The organism is Facklamia sp. P12945 (assembly GCF_050409485.1).
GTDB lineage: Bacteria > Bacillota > Bacilli > Lactobacillales > Aerococcaceae > Facklamia.
This window is the reverse complement of the sequence record NZ_JBNUPJ010000015.1, coordinates 1-20,406: the sequence shown is the minus strand read 5'-3', so window position 1 is coordinate 20,406 and position 20,406 is coordinate 1. Positions and strand designations below refer to the sequence as shown.

Genomic DNA, 20,406 nt, shown 5'->3' with positions numbered 1-20,406 from the left:
TTCTTAATCGTTTAGGCTTCTTCTTTGGCCTTACGACGACCATAAATTGCAAGGAACATTAGTAATGCGCCTGCTACGATGAAGATGACAGTCCCCATACCACCAGTTGCTGGGATAGATGGACGTAAATTATTAGTAATCTCAAGTTTTTGATTATCTTTTTCTACTGAAAAATTAACAGCATCGGCTAACAACTGATAACCCTCCGGTGCTTTAGTTTCTTTAACTGAATACTGCGATGGTTTAGTTCCCTCATTTCCTTGCGCTGAGTATGCCAGTCCGTCAATTGAAAAATTACCCTCGGCATCAGATTTTAATTGGATAACCTTACCAACCATTGCATCTGGGAATTTTGGATTACTCTCGGCATTGTTAAGGGTGATAAGGTGTTCGTTCCACTTCATCGGAGCATTATCTTCTAAGACAGTAAAAACAGCTTCTGAAAGAGCTTTCTTATTGGAGTCAACTTTTTGAAATTCTTGACTTCCGTATTTGATCGAAACATCATTTGAAGCGCTAGTAGTCTCTTCTACCACACTATTATTGTAAGTAATTGTTGCATTGTTTGTAATTGGTGTATCAGTAGATGAGTGAGTGCCGTTAAGGTAGGCAGTAAAACTAACTTCAATAAATGGTGCTTCATTTGTATTGGACGAAATACCATCGATTTCATTATCAGCGATTTTATTTCGATTTGCTAAAGGAACTTGAGAAGCGATTTGTTCGATACCCTTTGGTGTTAAAGCAATACTTATAGTTTGACCACTGACTGAATAATTGAAATGATCTTCTATAATTAACGTTTCATTTCCCACCTTAATCGTCGGTTTAAGGTCATCATGCTTAATCGTTAAGGCCGGATCTAACTGGTCTGTAAAGGTATATTTTGAATATTTTTCAATATTTGTTGGGATGGTTCCTTTTAAAATATATTGAAAAGCTTCGCCAACATTGAATGAGGCTTCATTAAAACCCAACTTAGCAATATCCTTACCGATAACCGGAAAAGCACCTGTAACGTTTTTAGGATAAATATGAATATCTTTAAGATATTCACTACCGTCAAATTTAGTCATTGGAAAAGCAATTACAAATGGAACCGCTAATGACTCCGTTACGGAATTTGGTTTTTTTGTTTCAAAAACAGCAAAGTATTTAGGGTTAGCAGGATCAACATTTACTGTCCATTCAACCGTTCCATTTGAATCGGTTTCACCGAGAAGTTGGCCTCCAGATGCTGGCTGGGTAGGCTTTGTACCAGCAATTGCTTTATCATAGCTATCTTTATCAATTTTATAAGCTGTAAAACTTACTCCAGATAAGGGTTTTACATTGGTACCGAGAGTAGAAAGGTCTGTAATTATTGTCCCGTCCTGGTTTGCTTTTGGCAAATCAGAATTATATGAATCTGCTTGCAGTTTATGAATGGTTACCTTTGCATCGAAAGGTTCTGTTGCAAATACTGAAGGGGCCTGAGTTAAAATGTTCGAGAGTCCCAAAATAAAAACAAGGACTGCTGTTAATAAGTTGCTTTTTTTCATGTGTTTACTCCTTTTCATGTGTTTTTTTTGATTGAAGATAATAAAAACTTGTTAAAGCCATTAATATGAAGCCGGAAACTAGATAAATCAGCACCCCCGTTCCTCCAGTAAGTATAAGGTCATGCGATTGGTAATTCATTACAACAATTTCATTGTCATTACCGTCAGAGCTTGTTTCTCGTTTGCTAATAAAATCGACTTGCTTTTCATCCAATATGAATTCCGCTTGGCCTGTTTTATTCCCTTGGGAATCGGTACTTTCAATAATTTCAATAGTTAATGGTTGTCCCAGGAGCTTATAGCCTGCAGGGGCCTTTTCTTCATATAATAGGTACTTTCCAAGAGGTAAATCTTTAAAGACGATGGAATTATAATTATTCTGGCTAACGACTTGATCAATAAGACGGTGATCTTTATTATCCTCAGCTTTAGATTTTAAGCGAAAGATGCTGCCAGTTATTCTTGTAGTAGGGTCCTCACCGTCAATTTTATTGAAACTAAAATCGGTCCTGATAAGTTCATTAATCACAACATAGCCCTTATTAGCATCTAAGACGATTGCATTTTCGTTCTTAATTAAATCATCCGGCATTATAGAGACGTTGTTACTTCTATCTACTTGAATGATAACTGGCTTAACAATTTTTCGATAGCCATCTGGTACAAAGCTTTCATCCAGATGGAAATAAACATAATTCTCCTCTGTTCTGATGGGACGATAATTAGATAATTCTTGGTTAAAACTAACTCTTCCATTGGTATCACTGGTAACTGTCCAGCTTTCATGACTCGAACTTAATCCACTTGCTGGGTCCCCTTCCATACGGGTCAATGTAAAGCCGGCACCAGCTATAGCATTGCCATAGTCTCCATTTTGATTATTAATATCATCCCGTTTCCAAAATTCAATTTCGATCGGATGGAAACGGTTGATCACTCTCGGAATGCCATCACTGCTTTCGAAATTCCAATGGGCATCAGATTGGGAAAGCCAAGTTAATTCTCCTTTGTCAGAAACTTCTACTTTTGCACTGATACCTCCTCCACTTATTGTCTCATAATTAACAGGTGATTGGGTTTCTACAACTTCATAAGTTTTGCCAACTGGCAAATTCTTGAATGCAAGCAAGCCATCTGCTCCGGTTACTTTAGTAGCCAAAGCTTGTCCGACTCGTTCTTGTTTTTGTCTATCGTACTCATAAATTTGAAAGCTTGCACCTTCTAAAGGGGGCATTGATTCGATAGACAGACCTTCATTATCATCTGCTACTTTCTTTAGTTGGATATTGGTGGGGTTTTGACGATTAATGGCAAAATCTAAGCGATACTTGCCAGAGTCGTCTTTTGTTAAGAAGTCCTCCTCATCAGTACCTTCTATACGGGTGATGTGAGGGCGTATTCCTCCTGCATCCGAAACAATCTCTATTTGATAGACATTATTTGACCTTAAATGAGTGTTGGGACTACTCAATTCCCTTAATTCATATTTACCTGTTTCTACATCGGTAAAACCTGCTGTTCCCGTCGCATTGGTCGTGGCTGTTTGTAGATAGTCTTTTCCTTCTATTCCTTTTAGTTCAAATTGCACACCAGCTAAAGGAATAACCGGTTGCGTAAAAGGATCCAACTCTTCCCCTTTTTCACTATAGCCGTATTTCACAATTTTAAAGTTCGAGTCCACTAGGTTTGAAACGGTATAGCCTTGATTGTCATCTCCAGTGAGCAATTGATTGTATTCTGGCAGTATATCCGCAATATATTTATTGTCTAGCGTATCCAATTTTATCTCAATAATATCATAGGCATCGCTTTGGGCAACGTAACCTGGTGGAGCTTGTATTTCTTGTAAACGATAGAAACCTAGGGGGAGATCGTTAAAAATGACTGTGCCATCTGCAGCTGATTGAGCGATCAGAGCAGTCTGATTCGAGTCCTCAATATATTCACCTTGATCATTCTTGATAACAGGCGTTAAAGTAAACTTTGCCCCTTCTAACGGCAAGTCGTTAAGTCCCACCTTGGTGAATTGAATGGTATAGGTTAAGAGTTTGTTAGTCATTTTGATCTGATCCTCTGCCCCATCTACGACACTTGAACCAGTAAATTCGTCTGATCCAGTAGGGGGTTCCATAGTGACTTGTCCAAATTCATCTGTTGTAATTTTCCATGTTGCTTGACTCTTTTGATACCCTAAAGGTGCTCGAATCTCTTGAATAGTAAAGGTTGAATTAGGTTGAGTGGCTGTTCGATTGAGAGTCACTCGCCCTTTTGTATCACTTGTCTTTATTAAAACCTCTTCAGTTTTAGCGTCATTAACCACACGGAATTGAGCCCCTGATAAAGGCTTGCCTTTTTCATCTACCTTAAAGAAGGAATAGGATTCTCTAGTATTAGTATATTCATAAAGATTAGAAACTGGATTGCGTTTTAAAAGGGGTTCCACTTCTTTTTGTGTGTCTAAGTTAATTGTTTGAATATTTTTAATTATTAACCCGCTGTTATCTGCTAATAATTCCAAATCAAAAAGGGTTTTTAAATGTTGTTTTACATAGCCAGGCGGTGTTTTTGTTTCTATTAATTCATAGGAGCCGACTCCTAAGTCCTCAAATTGAACCTCTCCACTGGAATCCGTTGTGACTGAAGCAATCTCAGCTTCAAAGGGCTGTGTTTGTTTCAAATCAAATTGAGCCCCAGCTAAACGGCTTTCATTTAAGCCAATTTTTGTGAACTTAAAATCAAGTGTATGTTCTTGATTGATAAGATTAAAGCTTTGGCTATCATCTGTAGAATTTATCTCACTAATATTGCTTGTATTGCCTTGTAGACGGATCTTGCCATCTGCATCCACCACCAGGGTCCACTTGTTATTGTGAGGCAAATAGTAGCCAATTGGGGCCTTGTCTTCAGTTAAGAGATAACTTCCCTCTGATAAGCGACTGTATTCAAAAATTGCTGACGAATTGCTAGTTTCTTTTGGAATTACTGTTCCATTAAGTGTTTTTAATGTAAATTGAGCATCTTCAAGTAAATCGCCTTGTTTATTAACTTTGCGGATTCTTAAACGATTGGGTTTGTTTTCTAAAATGGGAGGGGTATCCCCTAGCGAAGTAACGCTTCCTTTATAGGATTGGCGAAAATTTCTGGCGAAAACGGCTGATTTATCCTCGTTTTGATCAATATCAAATAAAATTGTCTTCTCACTTTCAAGGTACCCATCAGGCGCATTAATTTCTTTGAGTTCATAGCTACCATAGCTCAACTTAGTAAAATCTAACTTTCCTTCTTGATTAGAAATTACGGTCTGACTAAAGGAAGGATCCCCCTCTTTACTTAAGCGATAGACTGCATTCGCTAAGGGTTGTTGCGTTTCTTGGTCAACTTTTTTAAAAGTTAAATCCGTCAGCAATATCTCCAGTCGGATTAGTGCGGCGTTATTTAGTACCTCACGACCATTTTTGGCAAATGGACGATAAATATTATTATAATCAGGAGATAAAGTACCATTGGGTGAAAGATTGTATGCTCCATAATAACTGCCTTCTTTGGGGTCGAATTTATTTGCAACAAGACTTGGATTCTTTTCTAGTAGGCCAATTTTAGGCGGTGCATATCCATTAGGTGTACTTATAAGCTTGACATAAAAGTAAGGGTAACTTCCATCTCTTGGAACGTTGTAATAAGCAGTATAGCCATTAGTCCCTGTATATGAAGTTGGTTGGGAGTCGTCATTTACAAGGCTTAGATCAAAGGTAAACCAATCTTCTTCTTTTCGATTATAATGAAAAAGCTTTACTTCTACATTAGGCGCCGGATTATCAAACTGGTCTAAGGCTAAGATATTAAATTTATTTGAGACGGGTGTGGTAGAATCCGTTGCTGATCGCGCTTGGATATTAGAAAATCTTGCTATTACTTCATATTCTACAGGTAATTTAATGGTTTCACCGTCAGGAAAAGTGATGGATAAAATGGTTTGGAAGACCCCTGTTTGCGAAGTATCTATGGCTTCCTCCCATTCGTACAGCACTTCTTTCGATAAATCACTGTAATTTTCGACTACATTTTCCGCTAACAAAGGTTGATCGACTTGAACAAGAATTTCATCTTTTAAGATCGGCTCAGGATTTAGCTGAGTACTTTTATCTTTTGTTTGATCTTCTTGACTTGATTCTTTATTTTCTTGATTTATAGTAGTTGCATTATCATCAACTATCGTGACTGTTGTTGATTCTTCGTTTGTCGCTAATTCTTTATTATTGTCATCGTTTTTAGGAACAGTTTGCTGGGCAGTAATCTTCCTATTCGAAAAAAGCGTAACGGCTTTAACGGTAAAACTTTTACTCATCGAATCTGAACGATCTACCTCTGCTTGCAGTGTATGTTTAAAGTAAGCTTTTGGTATCCAAAATTGATAAACTTCTTCATTAGCATTCGCTTTGAATCCGACTTGCCAAAGTTTCTCTTTTTCTTCATTATAAGGATTTTCTGGTGCTAATGGTTCTTCCATTGTAAAAACTTCAGGTTCTACTAAATCAGCTTGACTTGGGGCTTGTGGTTCAACTAGGTCGGAAGGAATTTCAAGACCACTCTCAATTAGTTGGTTATATTGTGTCCAGTATGCTTCTAGTTCTTGCTCATAATTTGCATATTCTAGCTGATAAGTCTCTAGGGCTTCTTGGTAGGCTTGCCACTCAAGATCATTTTGTTTTTTGGCTTCCAGATAAGTTTGGTATTTTTCTTCGTAATGAACCTTATCCTGCTGATAGGCCTCGATCTCTTCGCGGTATTGCATAAAATTCTTAATAGCCCTATTAAAATCTGATTGCTGATTAACTAATCGCATGGAAATAGTTTCTTCTTGATTGGTAATAAGTTTAAATGAATGGACTTGTTCAAATTCAGCATCTGTTTCAAACATTATAAGCTGATCACTTGGTTCCATATTATTGTTGCTATTCAAAAATATTTGCCAAGTAGAAGGATTATTTTTTAATTGAAGAATATTCGGGTCTATTGCTTCTTGGGCATAGGCCATAGTGAAAGTTTTAAAGGGAATGGTTGATAGAAGCAATAGGAGCACTAACATAGTATTCCAAAGGGTTTGTGAATATTTTTTCAATTTTATCACCTCTTAATCGTTGTGTATTCTATAACTTAATAGCATTTTAAGATCATAATCAATTGCATAGCTTTCTTCAAATATTATATCTAAAAAAACAGTTCCATTGCAAATAAATCTATAGCATTTATAAAAAAATTAAACATTAAGAGCAAAAATAACTATGAATCCGAACATTCGGCTTAAATTTCTTGTAAAAAATCATATAAATCTTTCTCCAAAGAAGACTCTATGATAGACTATTTTAGTAAATGGGTGATGGCGGTCTTCCGTCGTTTTTTTCATTTATACATTGTTGGTCGATTAATTTATCTCAATGAGAGAAAGGAATTTGATTATGAAAAGAACAGTAGGTACCGTAGTAAGAGGGTTAAGAGCACCAGTTGTCCATGAAGGAGACGACTTAGTCAAGATTGTTGTGGAGACTTTATTAGAATCTTCTAAGGAAGCTCAGTACAAGATAGAGGATCGAGATGTTCTTGCGATTACGGAATCCATTTTAGCGCGTGCCCAAGGCAATTACGTGACCCTTGATCAAATTGCAAAGGACATTCAGGATAAATTGCAAGCCAAAAAAATAGGAGTTGTCTTCCCTATTACAAGTCGTAACCGTTTTCAATCAACCCTTAAAGCGATTGCTCGTGCAGCCGATGAAGTGATCGTTCAATTGAGTTATCCGTCCGATGAAGTGGGAAATCCGCTTATGTTAATTGAAGATTTGGATGATGCTGGTATTAATCCATGGACAGATGTCTTCACAGAAGCAGAAATAAAAAAAATATTTGCCGATATGAAGCACCCCTTCACAGGTGTTGATTATTTAAGTCTTTACCGAGAAACCATCGAAGCTGAAGGAGCTGCTTGCACGATTATTTTAGCTAACCAACCAAAAGCTGTCCTAGATTACACAGACACCATAATTACAGCAGATCTTCATACACGCAATCGTACTCAAAAACGCCTATTACAAGCTGGTGCTTCAAAAGTACTCCGACTGGATGAGATTATGAATCAGCCAGTCGACGGTAGTGGTTCGAATCCAGAATTTGGATTGTTAGGTGCAAACCTATCTTCTGATGAAATCGTAAAACTCTTCCCTATTAATGGTGAAGCCTTTGTCAGTGAGGTCCAGTCTTTAATTAAAGATTTAACTGGTAAAACAATCGAAGTTATGATTTACGGTGACGGCGCTTTTAAAGATCCTCAAAGTCAAATTTGGGAATTAGCCGATCCGATAGTATCCCCTGCATACACCAGTGGGTTAGAAGGAACACCTAATGAAGTAAAGCTAAAGTATTTAGCAGATGGCAAATTTAAACATCTTGAAGGTCAAGATTTACAAACGGCTATTTCAGATTATATTGCAGGCCATGCGGAGGCGAGCCAAGACCAAGCAGAAAGAATCGGAACTACCCCGCGTCAACTAACAGACCTATTAGGTTCTTTATCTGATTTAACTTCTGGCTCAGGTGATAAAGGAACACCTTTCATCTATATCAAAGGTTACTTCGATAAGTTTTCTGATCAATAATTTTACCCTTTAAATAAAAACTCTGTTAAGCACCTGAGTGTTTAACAGAGTTTTTTTAGATTAATTCACGAGGTAGGCTGTTGTTCTTGTTTTCAAAACATCTAAAATGGTATTAAGCTCACCTTCTACTAAGTTTTTTGCGGCTTAGTCGGTATAAAAAGCACTGTGTGGTGAGGAGATGATTTTAGGGTGATTTAATATTTGAAGGAAGGTTTCATCTGAAATTTTTTGATTTTTAAAGCCATTGCCTGCATAAGGGCCTTCACCCTCAGAGCTATCCAGACCAGCTCCGGCTCAATGGTTTTCATCTAAAACTTTGATCCAGTCATTGGAATTAATGATGCCACCACCTGCCATATTTAATAAATAGGCAATTTGTTTAAAGCCAATCTTAGCTAAACTTTCATAAAAAGTATTATCTATTTGGGCTACTTGCGAGATTGTTATACGGTCATACTTATCTAAAGAGTCAAAATATTTACTACTTAGAAAATGACTGCACAAGGTGAAGTCTACTTGATGCGATATGATTGTATAAATATACTCTCTCCTACATTACTAAATATAAATTCGCTTGTCTTTTTTAGCAAAAAAGTTGCATTAATTAATCTCTATAACTTTTAGATGCTTAAAATATTTTCAAAAAGTCCCTAAAGCTCTTTTTATTTTCTTCTTCCCAATTGTAAAGCTTGTCTTCCAGTTGACTGATAATTTCTTCTTTATCTTGAGGGAACTTCCCACTTAATGAAATTGTATTTGAGGAGTGATTTCCATTTATTTTGATATTTGTATTAATATGATTCAGTAGCATTAATTCTTCCTCTAAACTTTCACGAGGCGTCAAAATTACAAAGCCTTCTCTCTCTTCCTCTTTTAAACTAGATAAGTCTTCTGCATCGATTGTCAATAAAATAAGTTCTTCTGCATCGACATGGTTAATAAGTTTGGCAGTTTCAATGGCATGTCTATCAGATAAACCATTTCCACCAGCTCCTATAACAGTCACTATAGAATAGTTAATGCCTACTTTTTTCAATTTTTTTAAAGCGATTTTTTCTTGATGAATAGTTAGATGTTTATTGTAAAAGTTTAATGTTTGATCTGATCCTGTTTCAATTAAAAGATAAAGTTGGTCTAAACCGTGAAGTCTTAACTTCAATAAATCTTCTTCTGAAGAATCTAAAATACTTTGTGAGCTAGTAATACCTTTTAAAGTTTTTGCATTAGAAAGATCTTTTTTAATTGCAGGGATTATATTAATTAAACTCTCTATATCTACATCTAATATATTTTGATTAATAATCACTATCTCTTTTGTTTCTTCACCTTTTTTACTTTTTAATTCTTTCTTATTTATAATAGATTCTTGTACATTAAACGGTTTATTTGAATCGAATGCCTTTTGATCATTTTTAATAGCTGGGTGATGAATAGATATTTTTTGGCCTTTTAGCTGATTGGTTATGAAATTGACCATTTTTAAATAAAGTTGGTTCATAGTCTTAATCGCTCCTATTTGAATAGTTTATATATAAAAAGCTAACCCCAAATTATGGTTAGCTTAATTATATGATTGAACTTGTATCGGTTTCAACCACAGAAAGCATTAAGAAGCTTTTTGGTGAATTTTGCTACTAAGAATGATGTTAAAAATGTGGGAATAAGCCCTGTTAGAATTTGTGCAGATGCTTGTGTTACGTAAGGTTCTACACTAGGATAGCTTTGAGCGATTAAAGTGGGAAATGAAGCAGAACTTTCTAGCTTAGCATTGAAGGACATGCCCATTACACCATCATTTTTAAGTAAATACTTGTCTACTAAAAATAGTGGTGAGCTTACTAAATAGAAGAATACAACTCATCCCACCGATTAATCCAAAATGCAAACTATCGACAATGTTCATAGCCTGACCGATTCCTCATCCTAATAAAGGCAGGAATAATCCGATAGCTGGCGAAAAAAGTTTTACTGCCTTTTTATCGATATTTCCAATAATAATTCCTACTACTAGGGGAATAAGAGTTGATAGCAAAGGCATCTAATTAAAGCCAGAGCTATCAGCTTTTCCAAGCGAATAGACGATTAATGGAAAAGTTGGTATTCTAAAAAAGACTATAAAGTTAAAGCCAATCTTATTTTCTTCTTGGGCATAATCAGTAACTAAGGGTAAGAAGATGGTTAGATTGGCTGAACATACTGCAAGAATAAGCGCTAAAAGACTAATACCTAAGAAACCTTCATCTCCAAATACCTTTAATATCAACCCCCCCAATAATGATTGATAATTAGCTTTAACAAGAGAAAGGCCCCCTTCTCGTTGAATAACTTTCATCAAACTTTTTGTATTAATCATCGTTCCCAAACAAAAAGTGATGGCAGCCAAAATAAAAGCAATTGAGTTTTTACTTAGTATAGCCTCAGTCATTCTAACAATATAGGACAAATCAGGCCAGAAAGTGTGAAAATACAGAAGAAATTAGTAAGGGAAGGAGGAAAGTTCTAGCAGGTATTTTTTATCCACTGTAATCCTTTTTAACCTACAAACTCATCAACGACTGCAGCCATTGATATTGCCGAAATTTTTAATGATTTTTCATCGATTTCAAACTTTGGATGATGATGAGGGTAACTATTTTCTGGATCTTCATTGGCACCAATATAGAAGAAACAACCAGGAACTTCTTTAAGATAATAAGAGAAATCTTCCGAAGGAGAAATAGGTCCACTATCTTCAACAGCCTTAATATCAGAGATATTTAGACTTTCAAGTGCTGATGTAACCCTCTTAGTAACTGCAGGATCATTATATAATACAGGATAGTCTGGCTTATACTCTAATTCTGTTTCTACTTGGAAACTCTCTTCTAAACCTTTGGCTAATTGTGTTACCATATCTTGAATAGTCTTAGCTGTTTCTTCCGACATTGAGCGAACATCACCTTCTAGAACTACCTTATCTCGAATAATATTAAATTGACCTTTACCATCGAATGAACCAATTGATAAAACGCCCATATCAAATGGATTTACTCGACGACTAACTACCGTTTGAGCATTCATGACGAAAGACGAAGCAGCTACAATTGCATCGTTTGCATCATGTGGAGCCGAACCATGTCCACTTTTACCCTTAATGGTTAATTTAAAATAAGCTCGGGCAGTTTGGGTATTTCCTTCATGCGTATAAACGGTTCCGAGTTTAAACTGACTCATCACATGAGCACCAAAAATGTAGTCTACATTTTCTAAGGCTCCAGCTTTAATCATTGCTTTAGCTCCTCCTGGTGGAACTTCTTCAGCTGGTTGATGAAGGATTTTAATTGTACCTTTAATTTGGTCTTTTAATTCAATTAGAGACTCGGCTAAAATCAGCATATAAGCGGTATGGCCGTCATGACCACAAGCGTGCATTACCCCATTATTTTTAGATTTAAATGGCAAATCTACCTCTTCCGTAATAGGTAATGCATCAAAATCTGCCCTTAAAGCGATTGTAGGTCCCTCTTGCCCCCCTTTAATTGTAATAACATGGCCATATTGTCCTCCTAAGTCCGTTTCGATATGATCTATATCAAGGTCTTTATAGAAGTTTTTAATATATTTAGAAGTTTCTTTTTCTTGAAAGGATAACTCTGGATGTTGATGTAAATAACGGCGGATTTCAATTATGCGTTCTTCTTTATTTTCGATTTTAGAAATTAATTGCTCTAATAGTGTCATAGCAAACGCCTCCTCTACTCCATCATATCTACTTTAATTAAAAAGTAAAGACATACACATAGGGTGATATATAATTAAGACAAAAAAATTCTCATCAAATTCTTACAGCTTTTTTCTTAGAATTAGGTATAATGAAAGGACAGTTTAAAGTGAGGTGTCCTATGAATAATCAAGATTTTTATCGTAAAATGTTAGCCATTGCGATTCCGATTTCTTTGCAAAGTTTAATCGTTTCGTTTCTAAATACTTTAGATACCATGATGATCTCATCACTGGGACCGGAATCAATCGCAGGAGTCGGCTTGGCCAATCAAGTCTTCTTTTTTTTCACTATGATTTGTTTTGGTACAGCCACGGGAGCTTCAGTAATGATTGCTCAATACCATGGTCGAGGTGATCTTGCTAAATTACAAAAGGTTAATGCTTTTTCGTGCTTAATTACCTTTGTAGTAGCTTGTCTTTTCACTTTGTTGGCATGGCTAATACCAGAAAGAATATTAGGCTTAATGATTGATGATCCTGCTGTCATTGCAGAAGGGTCTAAATATTTAAGGGTTGTTGCTTGGTCGTATGCCTTAACTGGCGTCAGCTTCGTGAACAGTGTGGCTCTTCGCTCAACTGGAAACCCTCGTTCGCCATTAACAGCCGCTATAGTTGGTTTTGTTTTCAATGCTTTTTTCAATTATGCCTTTATTTTTGGTAAGTTTGGCTTCCCAGAATTAGGGGTAGTGGGAGCAGCAGTGGGAACAATCATTGCTCGATTAATGGAATTATTGGTTATCTTTTACACAGTCAGTCGCTATGATTGTCCGCTTAATGGTTCGATTAAAGAGATGTTTAATTTTAAGGGAGATTTTATTCAAAACTTTTTGCGCATCACCTTTCCTGTCATTGTTAATGAAACCTTTTGGGGACTCGGTCAAGTATTATATAGTGTGGCTTACGCCATGGTTGGTACTAAAGAAACAGCTGCTATTCAAGTTGTTTTTGCCATCCAGAACTTAGCCTTTGTTTTAATACGTGGTCTATCCAATGCTTGTACGATTATGTTAGGAAATACGATTGGGCGCGGCGTTATGGATGTTGTTTATCCTCATGCCATCCGTTTTCTTAAAATGGGCGGAGTCATTGCCTTATTTGTAGGCCTTTTCTTATCCGTTACCCCTTCAATTAGTTTACAGTTGTTTCCCAATTTAACACCAGAAGTCTATGAACTTTGTAAGACTTTACTAAATTATATGGGCTTTATCTTCATTTTAAAAGCTATTAACTCCATTCTGATTGTAGGTGTTCTAAGAGGTGGAGGCGATACGAAGTATTCCCTTTTCTTAGAAATGGGATCTGTATGGTTAGTAGGCGTTCCCTTAGCTTTTCTAGGAGCGGCTGTGCTTAACTTTTCTATTCAATGGGTTGTAATGTTAGCGGCCACGGAAGAAATTACCAAATTAGTGATTGGCCTATTTAGAGTAAAATCTAAAAAATGGATTCATCAAATCTCATAAAATAAAGACTGCCGCTCATAAACGGCAGTCTTTTATAATTAATGGAGTTCTTCTAATATTTCTTGCATTCCAGCTCTAGGAGGTAGTGTTGAATGAAGTGAAGCAAAAACCTCGTATCGACCAGTCGATCAAGCCAGATCGGTCAAAATATCTTTTGTAATATACGAATCCTTGACTTATTTTTAAGGCGAAGTCCGGTTCGATGAACGTAGCACGTCCAATAGCCACTAAATCCGTATAATTCAAGGCTCTTTGAGCAGCGTTAGCATCAAATACGCCTCCTAATAAAACAATTTGTTGGATAGTTAAGGGCACAGTTTCATGATCTAGGAAATCTAAATCCACAGCTGACGGACCATATACTGTTAAACCTTCGCTGGCTCTTTGATGAGCTTGGTAACCGGAATGGTGGATTTGTATAATCACTTTGTTGCCTTTAGACTTTACTTTTTAGCTAGTTCTTTTAAACCAGCTAAATAGGCATCAGCAAAGCGGCTAATTGCACCCTTCTTTGGTAATCCTCCAAGGTTTCTTGGCTGGAACCCCCTTTTTAACCCCCCAAAAAGACATCATAGGGGGTTGAACAATCCGGTTAGCTAATTGTGCACCGTGTCTTAAGCGAATAGAATCTGTGAATTTCTTCATCTTTTTCCTTCTAAATTTTTATCGTAAATATAAAGTATTAAAACTAGTTTAAACTATTAATTAAAAACTTCTACCTACTGAGACTTCAATAAGTAGAAGTTTGGATTGAGTGTCATCTGGGCTTAATTACCTTTTAATGAACCCGAAACAAAAACGGCATCACAAGTAATATCAATCCCCAAGTTTTGTAATTGGTTTTTAGTATCTTGTGATAGGATGATGCTAGAATGCGCTTGAGCACCACTTAATTTAGATAAGGCTTGATAGGCTGCTTGAGCCGTTGGGTTTGTCACTGCTGAAATTGCTAGAGCAATTAGTAATTCATTTAAAGTTAAAATGGGATGCTTACTTTGCAACTTGTTAGCTTTAAGATTTTGAATGGTTTGTAAAATCATGGGAGCTAAGAGGTCAATTTGGTCTGAGATACCTGCCAAGGTCTTTAGAGCATTCATAATCGCTGCCCCCGGTGCATCCATTAATTCGGTTCGTCTGCCAGTAATCATTTGTCCATCGCTTAATTGAATAGCAATGACTGCCGGAATCTCTTCCTGCGAAAAACGTTCCTTAACCGATTGAGCATAAGCTTGAGCCTTAACCACTGGAAGACGATCTTCAGCTGTTAACCCACTTTCTTCCATTAACAAGTGCATTTTCGAACGAACCTCTTCATCCACAATGCCGACTTTATAATCTTGTTCTACTTGGAAATAGCGGCGAATAATTTCTTGCTGGGCCGCTTCTTTAACAACTTCTTCATCGGTAATTCCCGATTTAATCCGATTAACTCCCATATCCGTTGGGGATTGGTAGATTAAATTGGGTGAACTCGTATTAGCTAAAATCCGACGAATAACTGGGAACATCTGCATGTCGCGATTATAATTGACCGCCATTTCGTTATAGGCATCTAAATGATAAGAATCAAGAACATTAATATCATTTAAATCAACTGTTGCGGCCTCATAAGCCACATTAATTGGATGTTTTAGTGGTAAGTTCCAAACTGGGAAAGTTTCAAACTTAGCATATGAAGCCTTAATTCCCTTTTGATGTTCATGATAAAGTTGGTTCAAGCAAGTTGCTAGCTTGCCCGATCCAGCCCCTGGACCAGTTACAATAATCAAAGGTTGACTAGTTTCAATGTATGGATTTTTAGCAAAACCATTTTCCGAAAAGACAACTTCCAGATCAGTTGGATAGCCATTAATACTCTCATGTAGGTAAACTTTAACTCCTCTGTTTTCAATGTTTTTCTTGAAGACAGTGGCATTTTTTTGTCCTTTATATCTAGTTAATAGAACACTGTTTACTTGAATGTCTAACGCTTGGTATTCATCAATTAGCCGCAACACTTCTTGGTCATAAGTAATACCATAATCGCCCCGCATTTTATGATGTTCAATATCTTCGGCATAGATACAGATAATAATCTCAGCACGATCTTTAAGCTTGGTTAAGAGCGTTAATTTGACGTCCTCGTCATAACCTGGTAGTACCCGCTTAGCATGCTTATCACCGATTAATTTACCGCCAAATTCTAAATAGAGTTTATCAATATTCTCAAGTCGCTCAAAGATATATTTCGATTGTTCTTTGAGATATTTATCGTTATCGAAACCTAATTTTTGCATCCTCCCAACCCCTTTCATCACATACAAATTATTTTATCAAAACTTTTGGTGGGACTAAAGATTTTCTTTATTAAATGAGTTAATAAAGACTTTTTTTCTTTTTAACGTTCAGTTTTACATGAAAAAGTCTGCTAATTACTGAATCCATTGTATTCTTTTACTTTAATTCAAAGTGGTTAAAGTCTTCTGCTGTTAAGTTCTTAACGAATGCTAGGCTCAGGTCCACAGTATTTTCGAAGTCTTTATAAGAGCAGAAGCAATAATTAGTATGCGCATAACGCGTCGGAGTACCTAAAGTAGCTACAGGAACTCCTTTGTTAGAAAGATGAATAGACCCAGCATTGGTTGAACCACCTTCTCTTACCGCATGTTGTAAGGGAATATTTTTTTCAGTAGCTAGTTGCTGAATGCGATTGAGTAACCATTCGTTGGCAATATAAGAGTTATCCCGGTAACGTAATTGAGGTCCCATTCCTAAGCGAGCTTGTTCTAAGTATTCATCGGCAGTAAAGTCATCCGAAGGGGTCCCTTCAAAAACTAAGGCCATTTGGGGATTCACACGTTTACTAGTAATGACTGCTCCACGCATTCCCACTTCTTCTTGGGCAGCAAAGGCAGCGACAAGATTAAAAGGTAAATCTTTAAGATGATCTTTCATCTCATTCATTATAGCCACCGAAACGGCCACACCGATTCGATTATCAAATCCCTTGCCAAACATTACTTGATTGCGCTCATTAAAAGCAAATTTTGTAGCAGGCACAATCGGTTGCCCGATTGTAATTTTAAAATCTTCAATCACTTCTTGACGACTACTTGCCCCAACATCAATTTTTAAATCAAATAAGGTTATCTTTTTGGCTCTTTCTTCTGCAGTCATAAAATGAATTGGTTTAGAAGTTGAAATACCTGGGTGGTAATGGCCTTGACTATCACGGACTAAATAATGTTGGGCCGAAACGTGTTCTGCTAGCCAACCACCTAGAGGCTGTAAGTGGATTAAACCGCTCTTATCAATTGCTTTAACCATAAAGGCTACTTCATCAGTGTGGGAGTCTAACATCAAGGTGGGTTTTAAAGGGTCTAGTTGATCAAGGTTATAATAAGCATTCTTAAGGTTGTCGATTTGTAGACTATAAGCTCCCTTATACTTATTAAGGACCTCTAAGACTTCATCTTCAAAGCCAGGCGCCCCTTTAGCGTTTACTAAATCACGAATTAGGTGTTGATAGTTCACTTTATTCTCTCCTATTCTAATATTTTGAGTACTTCTTCAATAATCCCATCACCATATTTTTTCTTAGCTGTAATCATGGCTGTTCGTTTAACTTCGTCTAAAGCATTGAAAGCAGCAATACTACGCCCTGCTTCTTTTAATAAGTCAATATCATTGTGGTTATCACCAGCAGCTATAACTTGATCGCTAGTAATTCCTAGATAATCAGCGATCCAATGCAAGGCTCTCCCTTTACTAACATTCGCTGCTACAATATCCATCGCCCAATCTGAATAAGTAAGATAGCGATACTCTGGTTTAAGATTATTAACTAAAGCATGGAGTCGAGACAAAGCTGTTTGTGGATGGTCATCGACGATTAAGAATTTATCCACTTCCATGCTAGCCCAATCTTCTGGCTTAATTGGGCGAATGGTTTGTTCAGTAAAGTTGTTTTTCAATTCATGTCGAATAAACTCAGTATCCTCTAAAGCAAACTCTTCCCCATTCACAACATAAACAACCGTTAGTCCCATGCTTAAAGCCACTTCGATTAAAGGACGTAAAGGTCCAATAGGAAAGCTAAAAGACTGAATTACTTGTCCTTCTAGCATAATATTAGCGCCATTAGAGGTCGCATAAGGAAGCTTTAAATCTAATTCATCAATAATGGGTTGCACAGCCTTAGCTGAGCGACCAGTTGCTAATGTGAAAGCGACATCTTTTTCAGCCAAAGTGGCTCTAAATTGTTCAAAATTGGGACTCCACTTCTTATTATGATCCAAAAGTGTATCATCTAAATCGGATAGAAATAATTTAAACATAGTTTCTCCTTACTTACATAATTTGTTATCATTACCTGATTTAGTATACCCCAAATATTATATAAAATAAATTATAAGCAAAAAGCCAAGTTCACTTAATTTGAAGTGAACTTGGCGAATTCATAGTATTAATTGGCTTTAATTGCTTGCTGAAGCATATGTTCAGGCAAACGTTTGACCACACTGTTAACCATTAAAGGAAGTAATAAAGCGTCATCCATAAAGCCTAAAGGACCTAAAAAATCGGGCAGCAAATCGGTTGGTAGTAAGACATATAAAAAAGTTGCAAAAATTAGAACTCTAGCTAAGATGGGTGTTTCTCTCTTGAATAAGGATGTTATAAAGAGTGGAAACTTTTCGACTAAAGTTAATTTAATCGGTTTCTTTTTCATTTAATCACTTCTTTCGGTTGACTACGACTCTACAATTATATTCTAAATGATTGTTGTTATACTTTAATCCAACTAGAGTCTGACTTTATTTAAAAAGTTCAGCCAGTAGTTTATAAGAATGTAGACGTGCTCTTTGATCAGGTATGGGCATATAAGCCATTAATTCATCGATGCCTAAGCGATCAATTTCTTCATGTAGAATCTCTCCAACTTGTTCTGGTGTACCTTTTAGGATAAATCTTCTTTGATATTTTTCGTCTAGCATAGCTTGTTCTTCTAAACTTAAATCGATGGCTTGAGCACGTTCAGAAGACATTAACGCTAAATTATTTTTACGAATATGAGTAATTTCGGAAGGTCTTGCCCAATAATCTGCTTCTTCTTTTGAATCAGCTAAAATAATTTTATAAGAAACCATCACTTTGGGTTCTTGGAAAAATTCACTGGGTTGAAAATGATCGCGATAAGCTTTAAATACAGAAGTTTCCGTTTCTACTCCAAAGAATTTTGCAAAAGAATATCCCAATCCCATTTGACCGGCTTTGATAGCGGATTGCCCAGATGACCCTAACATCCAAGGTTGAGCAATAGTCCGGGTTTTAACTGGAATGGCTTGAGTCAGGCCGTAAAATCCTTTGGGAATAGTATCTGTCATATAATCTAATATGACTTGAGCTTTGTCATATAAATGGTCAAAATCAATCGAATTTCCTTGAGAAAGAGCCATCATACCATTGTAATCCGTTCCTGGCGCCCTTCCAATACCAAAATCAATCCGATCGGGTGCTAATAAAGTTAGAGTCTTAAAAGTTTCAGCAACTTTTAAGGGGGAATAGTTTACAATCATTGTTCCACCTGTCCCAAGGCGAATTTGTTTGGTAACTGCTGCTAAATAGGCCAATAAAATTTCTGGAGCAGAACTAGCCAGGTTAGACCTACCATGATGCTCTGAAGCCCAGTAGCGATCATACCCCATAGCTTCCAATTCTTTGACCATTTCAATGGTCTTTTCATATCTGGTTTGAGTGGACTCTCCTTCATTTAAGGGTAATAAATCATGAATTCCTAATTTCATTTTAATCTCCTTCTTAAGTATTAAGTTAATGGTTTTTATCTGACGGACTGGGTAAGAGATAATTAATGGCAAGGGCCACAAGGACTCCCATGACCGTTGAAAACAAACGAATCAGCGTATAGCTTAATTGATTATTTACAGGTATATTAAAAAAAATTACTAGCATAGTGGCACAGCCGGTTATAATTCCTTTTTGTAAGTGAATACGATTAGCGACAGAAATATATAAGATAATGGCTATTGGAGCGAGTATAATCAATATTTCATCTTGGCTAGATGTAATCGGAAAGAGGAAAATAAATAATAAAGCCACCACACCTGATAAAAGAACACCCATAATTCTTGCCTTGCCAAAGGTATAACTACTTTCCAAGTCCTGTCTGAGTGAAAAAATAGCCGCCAGACAAGAAAGGGTTGGACTGATTTTAAGGACGTAAAAGGAAAAAAGAATGCAAAGAAAGACAGCGACTGCTGTTTTAAAAGTACGCATACCGACCGGCGATTTTGAAAAATCCAATTTAACACCCTCTTTAAATAGATAGAATTATTATAGCACGGCTTCTCTAGATAATCATTATATCGCATATTTTCCCTAAAAAGGGATGAAGCTAAAAAAGTCCGCTAAGAATAGCGAACTTTTTAAGCATTATTTAAATAGATCCAAAATCCCACCCAGGATACCTTCCTCGCCATTAGTTTGTTCTTTATAATCAGGATGCAGCTTGATCACCTATAGGGTATTACCTGCGCTAGTTGGAGCCTCTCCACGCTCTTTTAAAGAAGAATTAACTCTTTCATAAGTCTGACTGACTTCTTTTTGAGGGCCCTCTTTATCTAGTTTTTTAGCCATTTTACGATCGACCATCTATTTTAATAGCAAGGGTGCTACTACAATCAAAGTTCGCTTAACAGCATTCACAGACAATTCTAAAGTGTTGGCGATACAATCAAAAATAGTTGGCTTATCTTCAAAGACATGAGCTAGAATTTTATCTCTATCTTGAGGATCAACATTTTCGCTTAATTGGTCGACGGATGGATAGTCATTAATGTCTTCATGCTTACTTAAAGCATTATTAAAGGATTCTAAGCCTTCAAGTGTTTGAGTCTTTTTATTAATTGCTGTCAAGATAATTGGTAAACCAATAGTAGCAATTTTCTAGAGTTGTCAAACATATGTTACACAAGGTGCTTCTAAATGGGCATGCTT

The 20,406-nt window shown here is 36.5% G+C and carries 16 protein-coding genes and 2 pseudogenes; 2 read left to right on the top strand and 16 right to left on the bottom strand.

What is annotated here, in order from left to right:
- Nucleotides 1–11: 11 nt before the first annotated feature.
- Together ACQV2X_RS06060 and ACQV2X_RS06055 are read right to left on the bottom strand one after the other, a co-directional pair.
- On the bottom strand, nucleotides 12–1,541 hold the full coding sequence (locus ACQV2X_RS06060; protein ID WP_428894336.1) for a SpaH/EbpB family LPXTG-anchored major pilin: 1,530 nt from the start codon (nucleotides 1,539–1,541) through the stop codon (nucleotides 12–14).
- A gap of 4 nt (nucleotides 1,542–1,545) precedes the next feature.
- Nucleotides 1,546–6,660 carry a SpaA isopeptide-forming pilin-related protein gene (locus tag ACQV2X_RS06055; RefSeq protein ID WP_428894335.1) on the bottom strand — a complete coding sequence of 1,705 codons (5,115 nt, stop codon included), beginning with the start codon at nucleotides 6,658–6,660 and terminating at the stop codon, nucleotides 1,546–1,548.
- Between the two features lie 337 nt (nucleotides 6,661–6,997).
- On the opposite strand from ACQV2X_RS06055, the gene ACQV2X_RS06050 reads away from it, so the two are divergent.
- Entirely contained in the window at nucleotides 6,998–8,191 is a 1,194-nt protein-coding gene (locus ACQV2X_RS06050; RefSeq protein ID WP_428894334.1) for a coenzyme F420-0:L-glutamate ligase, read from the top strand.
- Nucleotides 8,192–8,485: 294 nt separating this feature from the next.
- Here ACQV2X_RS06050 and ACQV2X_RS06045 read toward each other — a convergent pair whose 3' ends face one another.
- The 5 genes and pseudogenes from ACQV2X_RS06045 to ACQV2X_RS06025 form a co-directional block, all read right to left on the bottom strand.
- Complete coding sequence (locus ACQV2X_RS06045) at nucleotides 8,486–8,695, bottom strand: hypothetical protein (RefSeq protein WP_428873361.1); 210 nt, start codon at nucleotides 8,693–8,695, stop codon at nucleotides 8,486–8,488.
- A gap of 124 nt (nucleotides 8,696–8,819) precedes the next feature.
- Nucleotides 8,820–9,689, bottom strand: a complete 870-nt coding sequence (locus ACQV2X_RS06040; protein ID WP_428875251.1) for a radical SAM protein — start codon at nucleotides 9,687–9,689, stop codon at nucleotides 8,820–8,822.
- Between the two features lie 92 nt (nucleotides 9,690–9,781).
- Nucleotides 9,782–10,030, bottom strand: a pseudogene (locus ACQV2X_RS06035) (2-keto-3-deoxygluconate permease); the annotation flags it as partial.
- Between the two features lie 79 nt (nucleotides 10,031–10,109).
- Nucleotides 10,110–10,661: pseudogene (locus ACQV2X_RS06030) on the bottom strand (2-keto-3-deoxygluconate permease).
- Nucleotides 10,662–10,723: 62 nt separating this feature from the next.
- Nucleotides 10,724–11,911 (bottom strand): M20 family metallopeptidase, encoded by a 1,188-nt coding sequence (locus ACQV2X_RS06025; protein ID WP_428873363.1) that lies wholly within the window; start codon nucleotides 11,909–11,911, stop codon nucleotides 10,724–10,726.
- Nucleotides 11,912–12,072: 161 nt separating this feature from the next.
- Between ACQV2X_RS06025 and ACQV2X_RS06020 the strand changes: the two genes are divergently transcribed.
- Complete coding sequence (locus ACQV2X_RS06020; RefSeq protein ID WP_428873364.1) at nucleotides 12,073–13,413, top strand: MATE family efflux transporter; 1,341 nt, start codon at nucleotides 12,073–12,075, stop codon at nucleotides 13,411–13,413.
- Between the two features lie 75 nt (nucleotides 13,414–13,488).
- Here ACQV2X_RS06020 and ACQV2X_RS06015 read toward each other — a convergent pair whose 3' ends face one another.
- The 9 genes from ACQV2X_RS06015 to ACQV2X_RS05975 all read right to left on the bottom strand — a co-directional run bounded on the left by ACQV2X_RS06015 (nucleotide 13,489) and on the right by ACQV2X_RS05975 (nucleotide 20,328).
- Complete coding sequence (locus ACQV2X_RS06015; RefSeq protein WP_428875250.1) at nucleotides 13,489–13,839, bottom strand: hypothetical protein; 351 nt, start codon at nucleotides 13,837–13,839, stop codon at nucleotides 13,489–13,491.
- 69 nt (nucleotides 13,840–13,908) lie between these two features.
- Nucleotides 13,909–14,058 (bottom strand): hypothetical protein, encoded by a 150-nt coding sequence (locus tag ACQV2X_RS06010; RefSeq protein ID WP_428885051.1) that lies wholly within the window; start codon nucleotides 14,056–14,058, stop codon nucleotides 13,909–13,911.
- Nucleotides 14,059–14,180: 122 nt separating this feature from the next.
- Entirely contained in the window at nucleotides 14,181–15,689 is a 1,509-nt protein-coding gene (locus ACQV2X_RS06005) for a DUF1846 domain-containing protein (RefSeq protein WP_428873366.1), read from the bottom strand.
- Nucleotides 15,690–15,846: 157 nt separating this feature from the next.
- Nucleotides 15,847–16,926, bottom strand: coding sequence for a M42 family metallopeptidase (locus ACQV2X_RS06000; protein WP_428873368.1), 1,080 nt, complete (start codon nucleotides 16,924–16,926; stop codon nucleotides 15,847–15,849).
- A gap of 11 nt (nucleotides 16,927–16,937) precedes the next feature.
- The gene (locus tag ACQV2X_RS05995) at nucleotides 16,938–17,729 is read right to left on the bottom strand and encodes a Cof-type HAD-IIB family hydrolase (protein WP_428876431.1); all 792 of its coding nucleotides are present in this window, start codon (nucleotides 17,727–17,729) and stop codon (nucleotides 16,938–16,940) included.
- A gap of 128 nt (nucleotides 17,730–17,857) precedes the next feature.
- Nucleotides 17,858–18,121, bottom strand: a complete 264-nt coding sequence (locus tag ACQV2X_RS05990) for a YkvA family protein (protein ID WP_428873370.1) — start codon at nucleotides 18,119–18,121, stop codon at nucleotides 17,858–17,860.
- An 85-nt stretch (nucleotides 18,122–18,206) separates the two neighbouring features.
- A complete protein-coding gene (locus ACQV2X_RS05985) occupies nucleotides 18,207–19,196 on the bottom strand; it encodes an MsnO8 family LLM class oxidoreductase (RefSeq protein ID WP_428873371.1) in 990 nt (329 codons plus the stop codon).
- Nucleotides 19,197–19,221: 25 nt separating this feature from the next.
- On the bottom strand, nucleotides 19,222–19,713 hold the full coding sequence (locus tag ACQV2X_RS05980; RefSeq protein WP_428873373.1) for an FUSC family protein: 492 nt from the start codon (nucleotides 19,711–19,713) through the stop codon (nucleotides 19,222–19,224).
- 348 nt (nucleotides 19,714–20,061) lie between these two features.
- Entirely contained in the window at nucleotides 20,062–20,328 is a 267-nt protein-coding gene (locus ACQV2X_RS05975) for a hypothetical protein (protein WP_428894347.1), read from the bottom strand.
- Between the last annotated feature and the right edge of the window lie 78 nt (nucleotides 20,329–20,406).

Coding starts and splice junctions, on each gene's coding strand:
- ACQV2X_RS06040 (WP_428875251.1), bottom strand. CDS start 9,689: ATGAACCAACTTTATTTAAAAATGGTCAATTTCATAACCAATCAGCTA.
- ACQV2X_RS05995 (WP_428876431.1), bottom strand. CDS start 17,729: ATGTTTAAATTATTTCTATCCGATTTAGATGATACACTTTTGGATCAT.
- ACQV2X_RS06005 (WP_428873366.1), bottom strand. CDS start 15,689: ATGCAAAAATTAGGTTTCGATAACGATAAATATCTCAAAGAACAATCG.
- ACQV2X_RS06050 (WP_428894334.1), top strand. CDS start 6,998: ATGAAAAGAACAGTAGGTACCGTAGTAAGAGGGTTAAGAGCACCAGTT.
- ACQV2X_RS06020 (WP_428873364.1), top strand. CDS start 12,073: ATGAATAATCAAGATTTTTATCGTAAAATGTTAGCCATTGCGATTCCG.
- ACQV2X_RS05990 (WP_428873370.1), bottom strand. CDS start 18,121: ATGAAAAAGAAACCGATTAAATTAACTTTAGTCGAAAAGTTTCCACTC.
- ACQV2X_RS06010 (WP_428885051.1), bottom strand. CDS start 14,058: ATGAAGAAATTCACAGATTCTATTCGCTTAAGACACGGTGCACAATTA.
- ACQV2X_RS06025 (WP_428873363.1), bottom strand. CDS start 11,911: ATGACACTATTAGAGCAATTAATTTCTAAAATCGAAAATAAAGAAGAA.
- ACQV2X_RS05985 (WP_428873371.1), bottom strand. CDS start 19,196: ATGAAATTAGGAATTCATGATTTATTACCCTTAAATGAAGGAGAGTCC.
- ACQV2X_RS06060 (WP_428894336.1), bottom strand. CDS start 1,541: ATGAAAAAAAGCAACTTATTAACAGCAGTCCTTGTTTTTATTTTGGGA.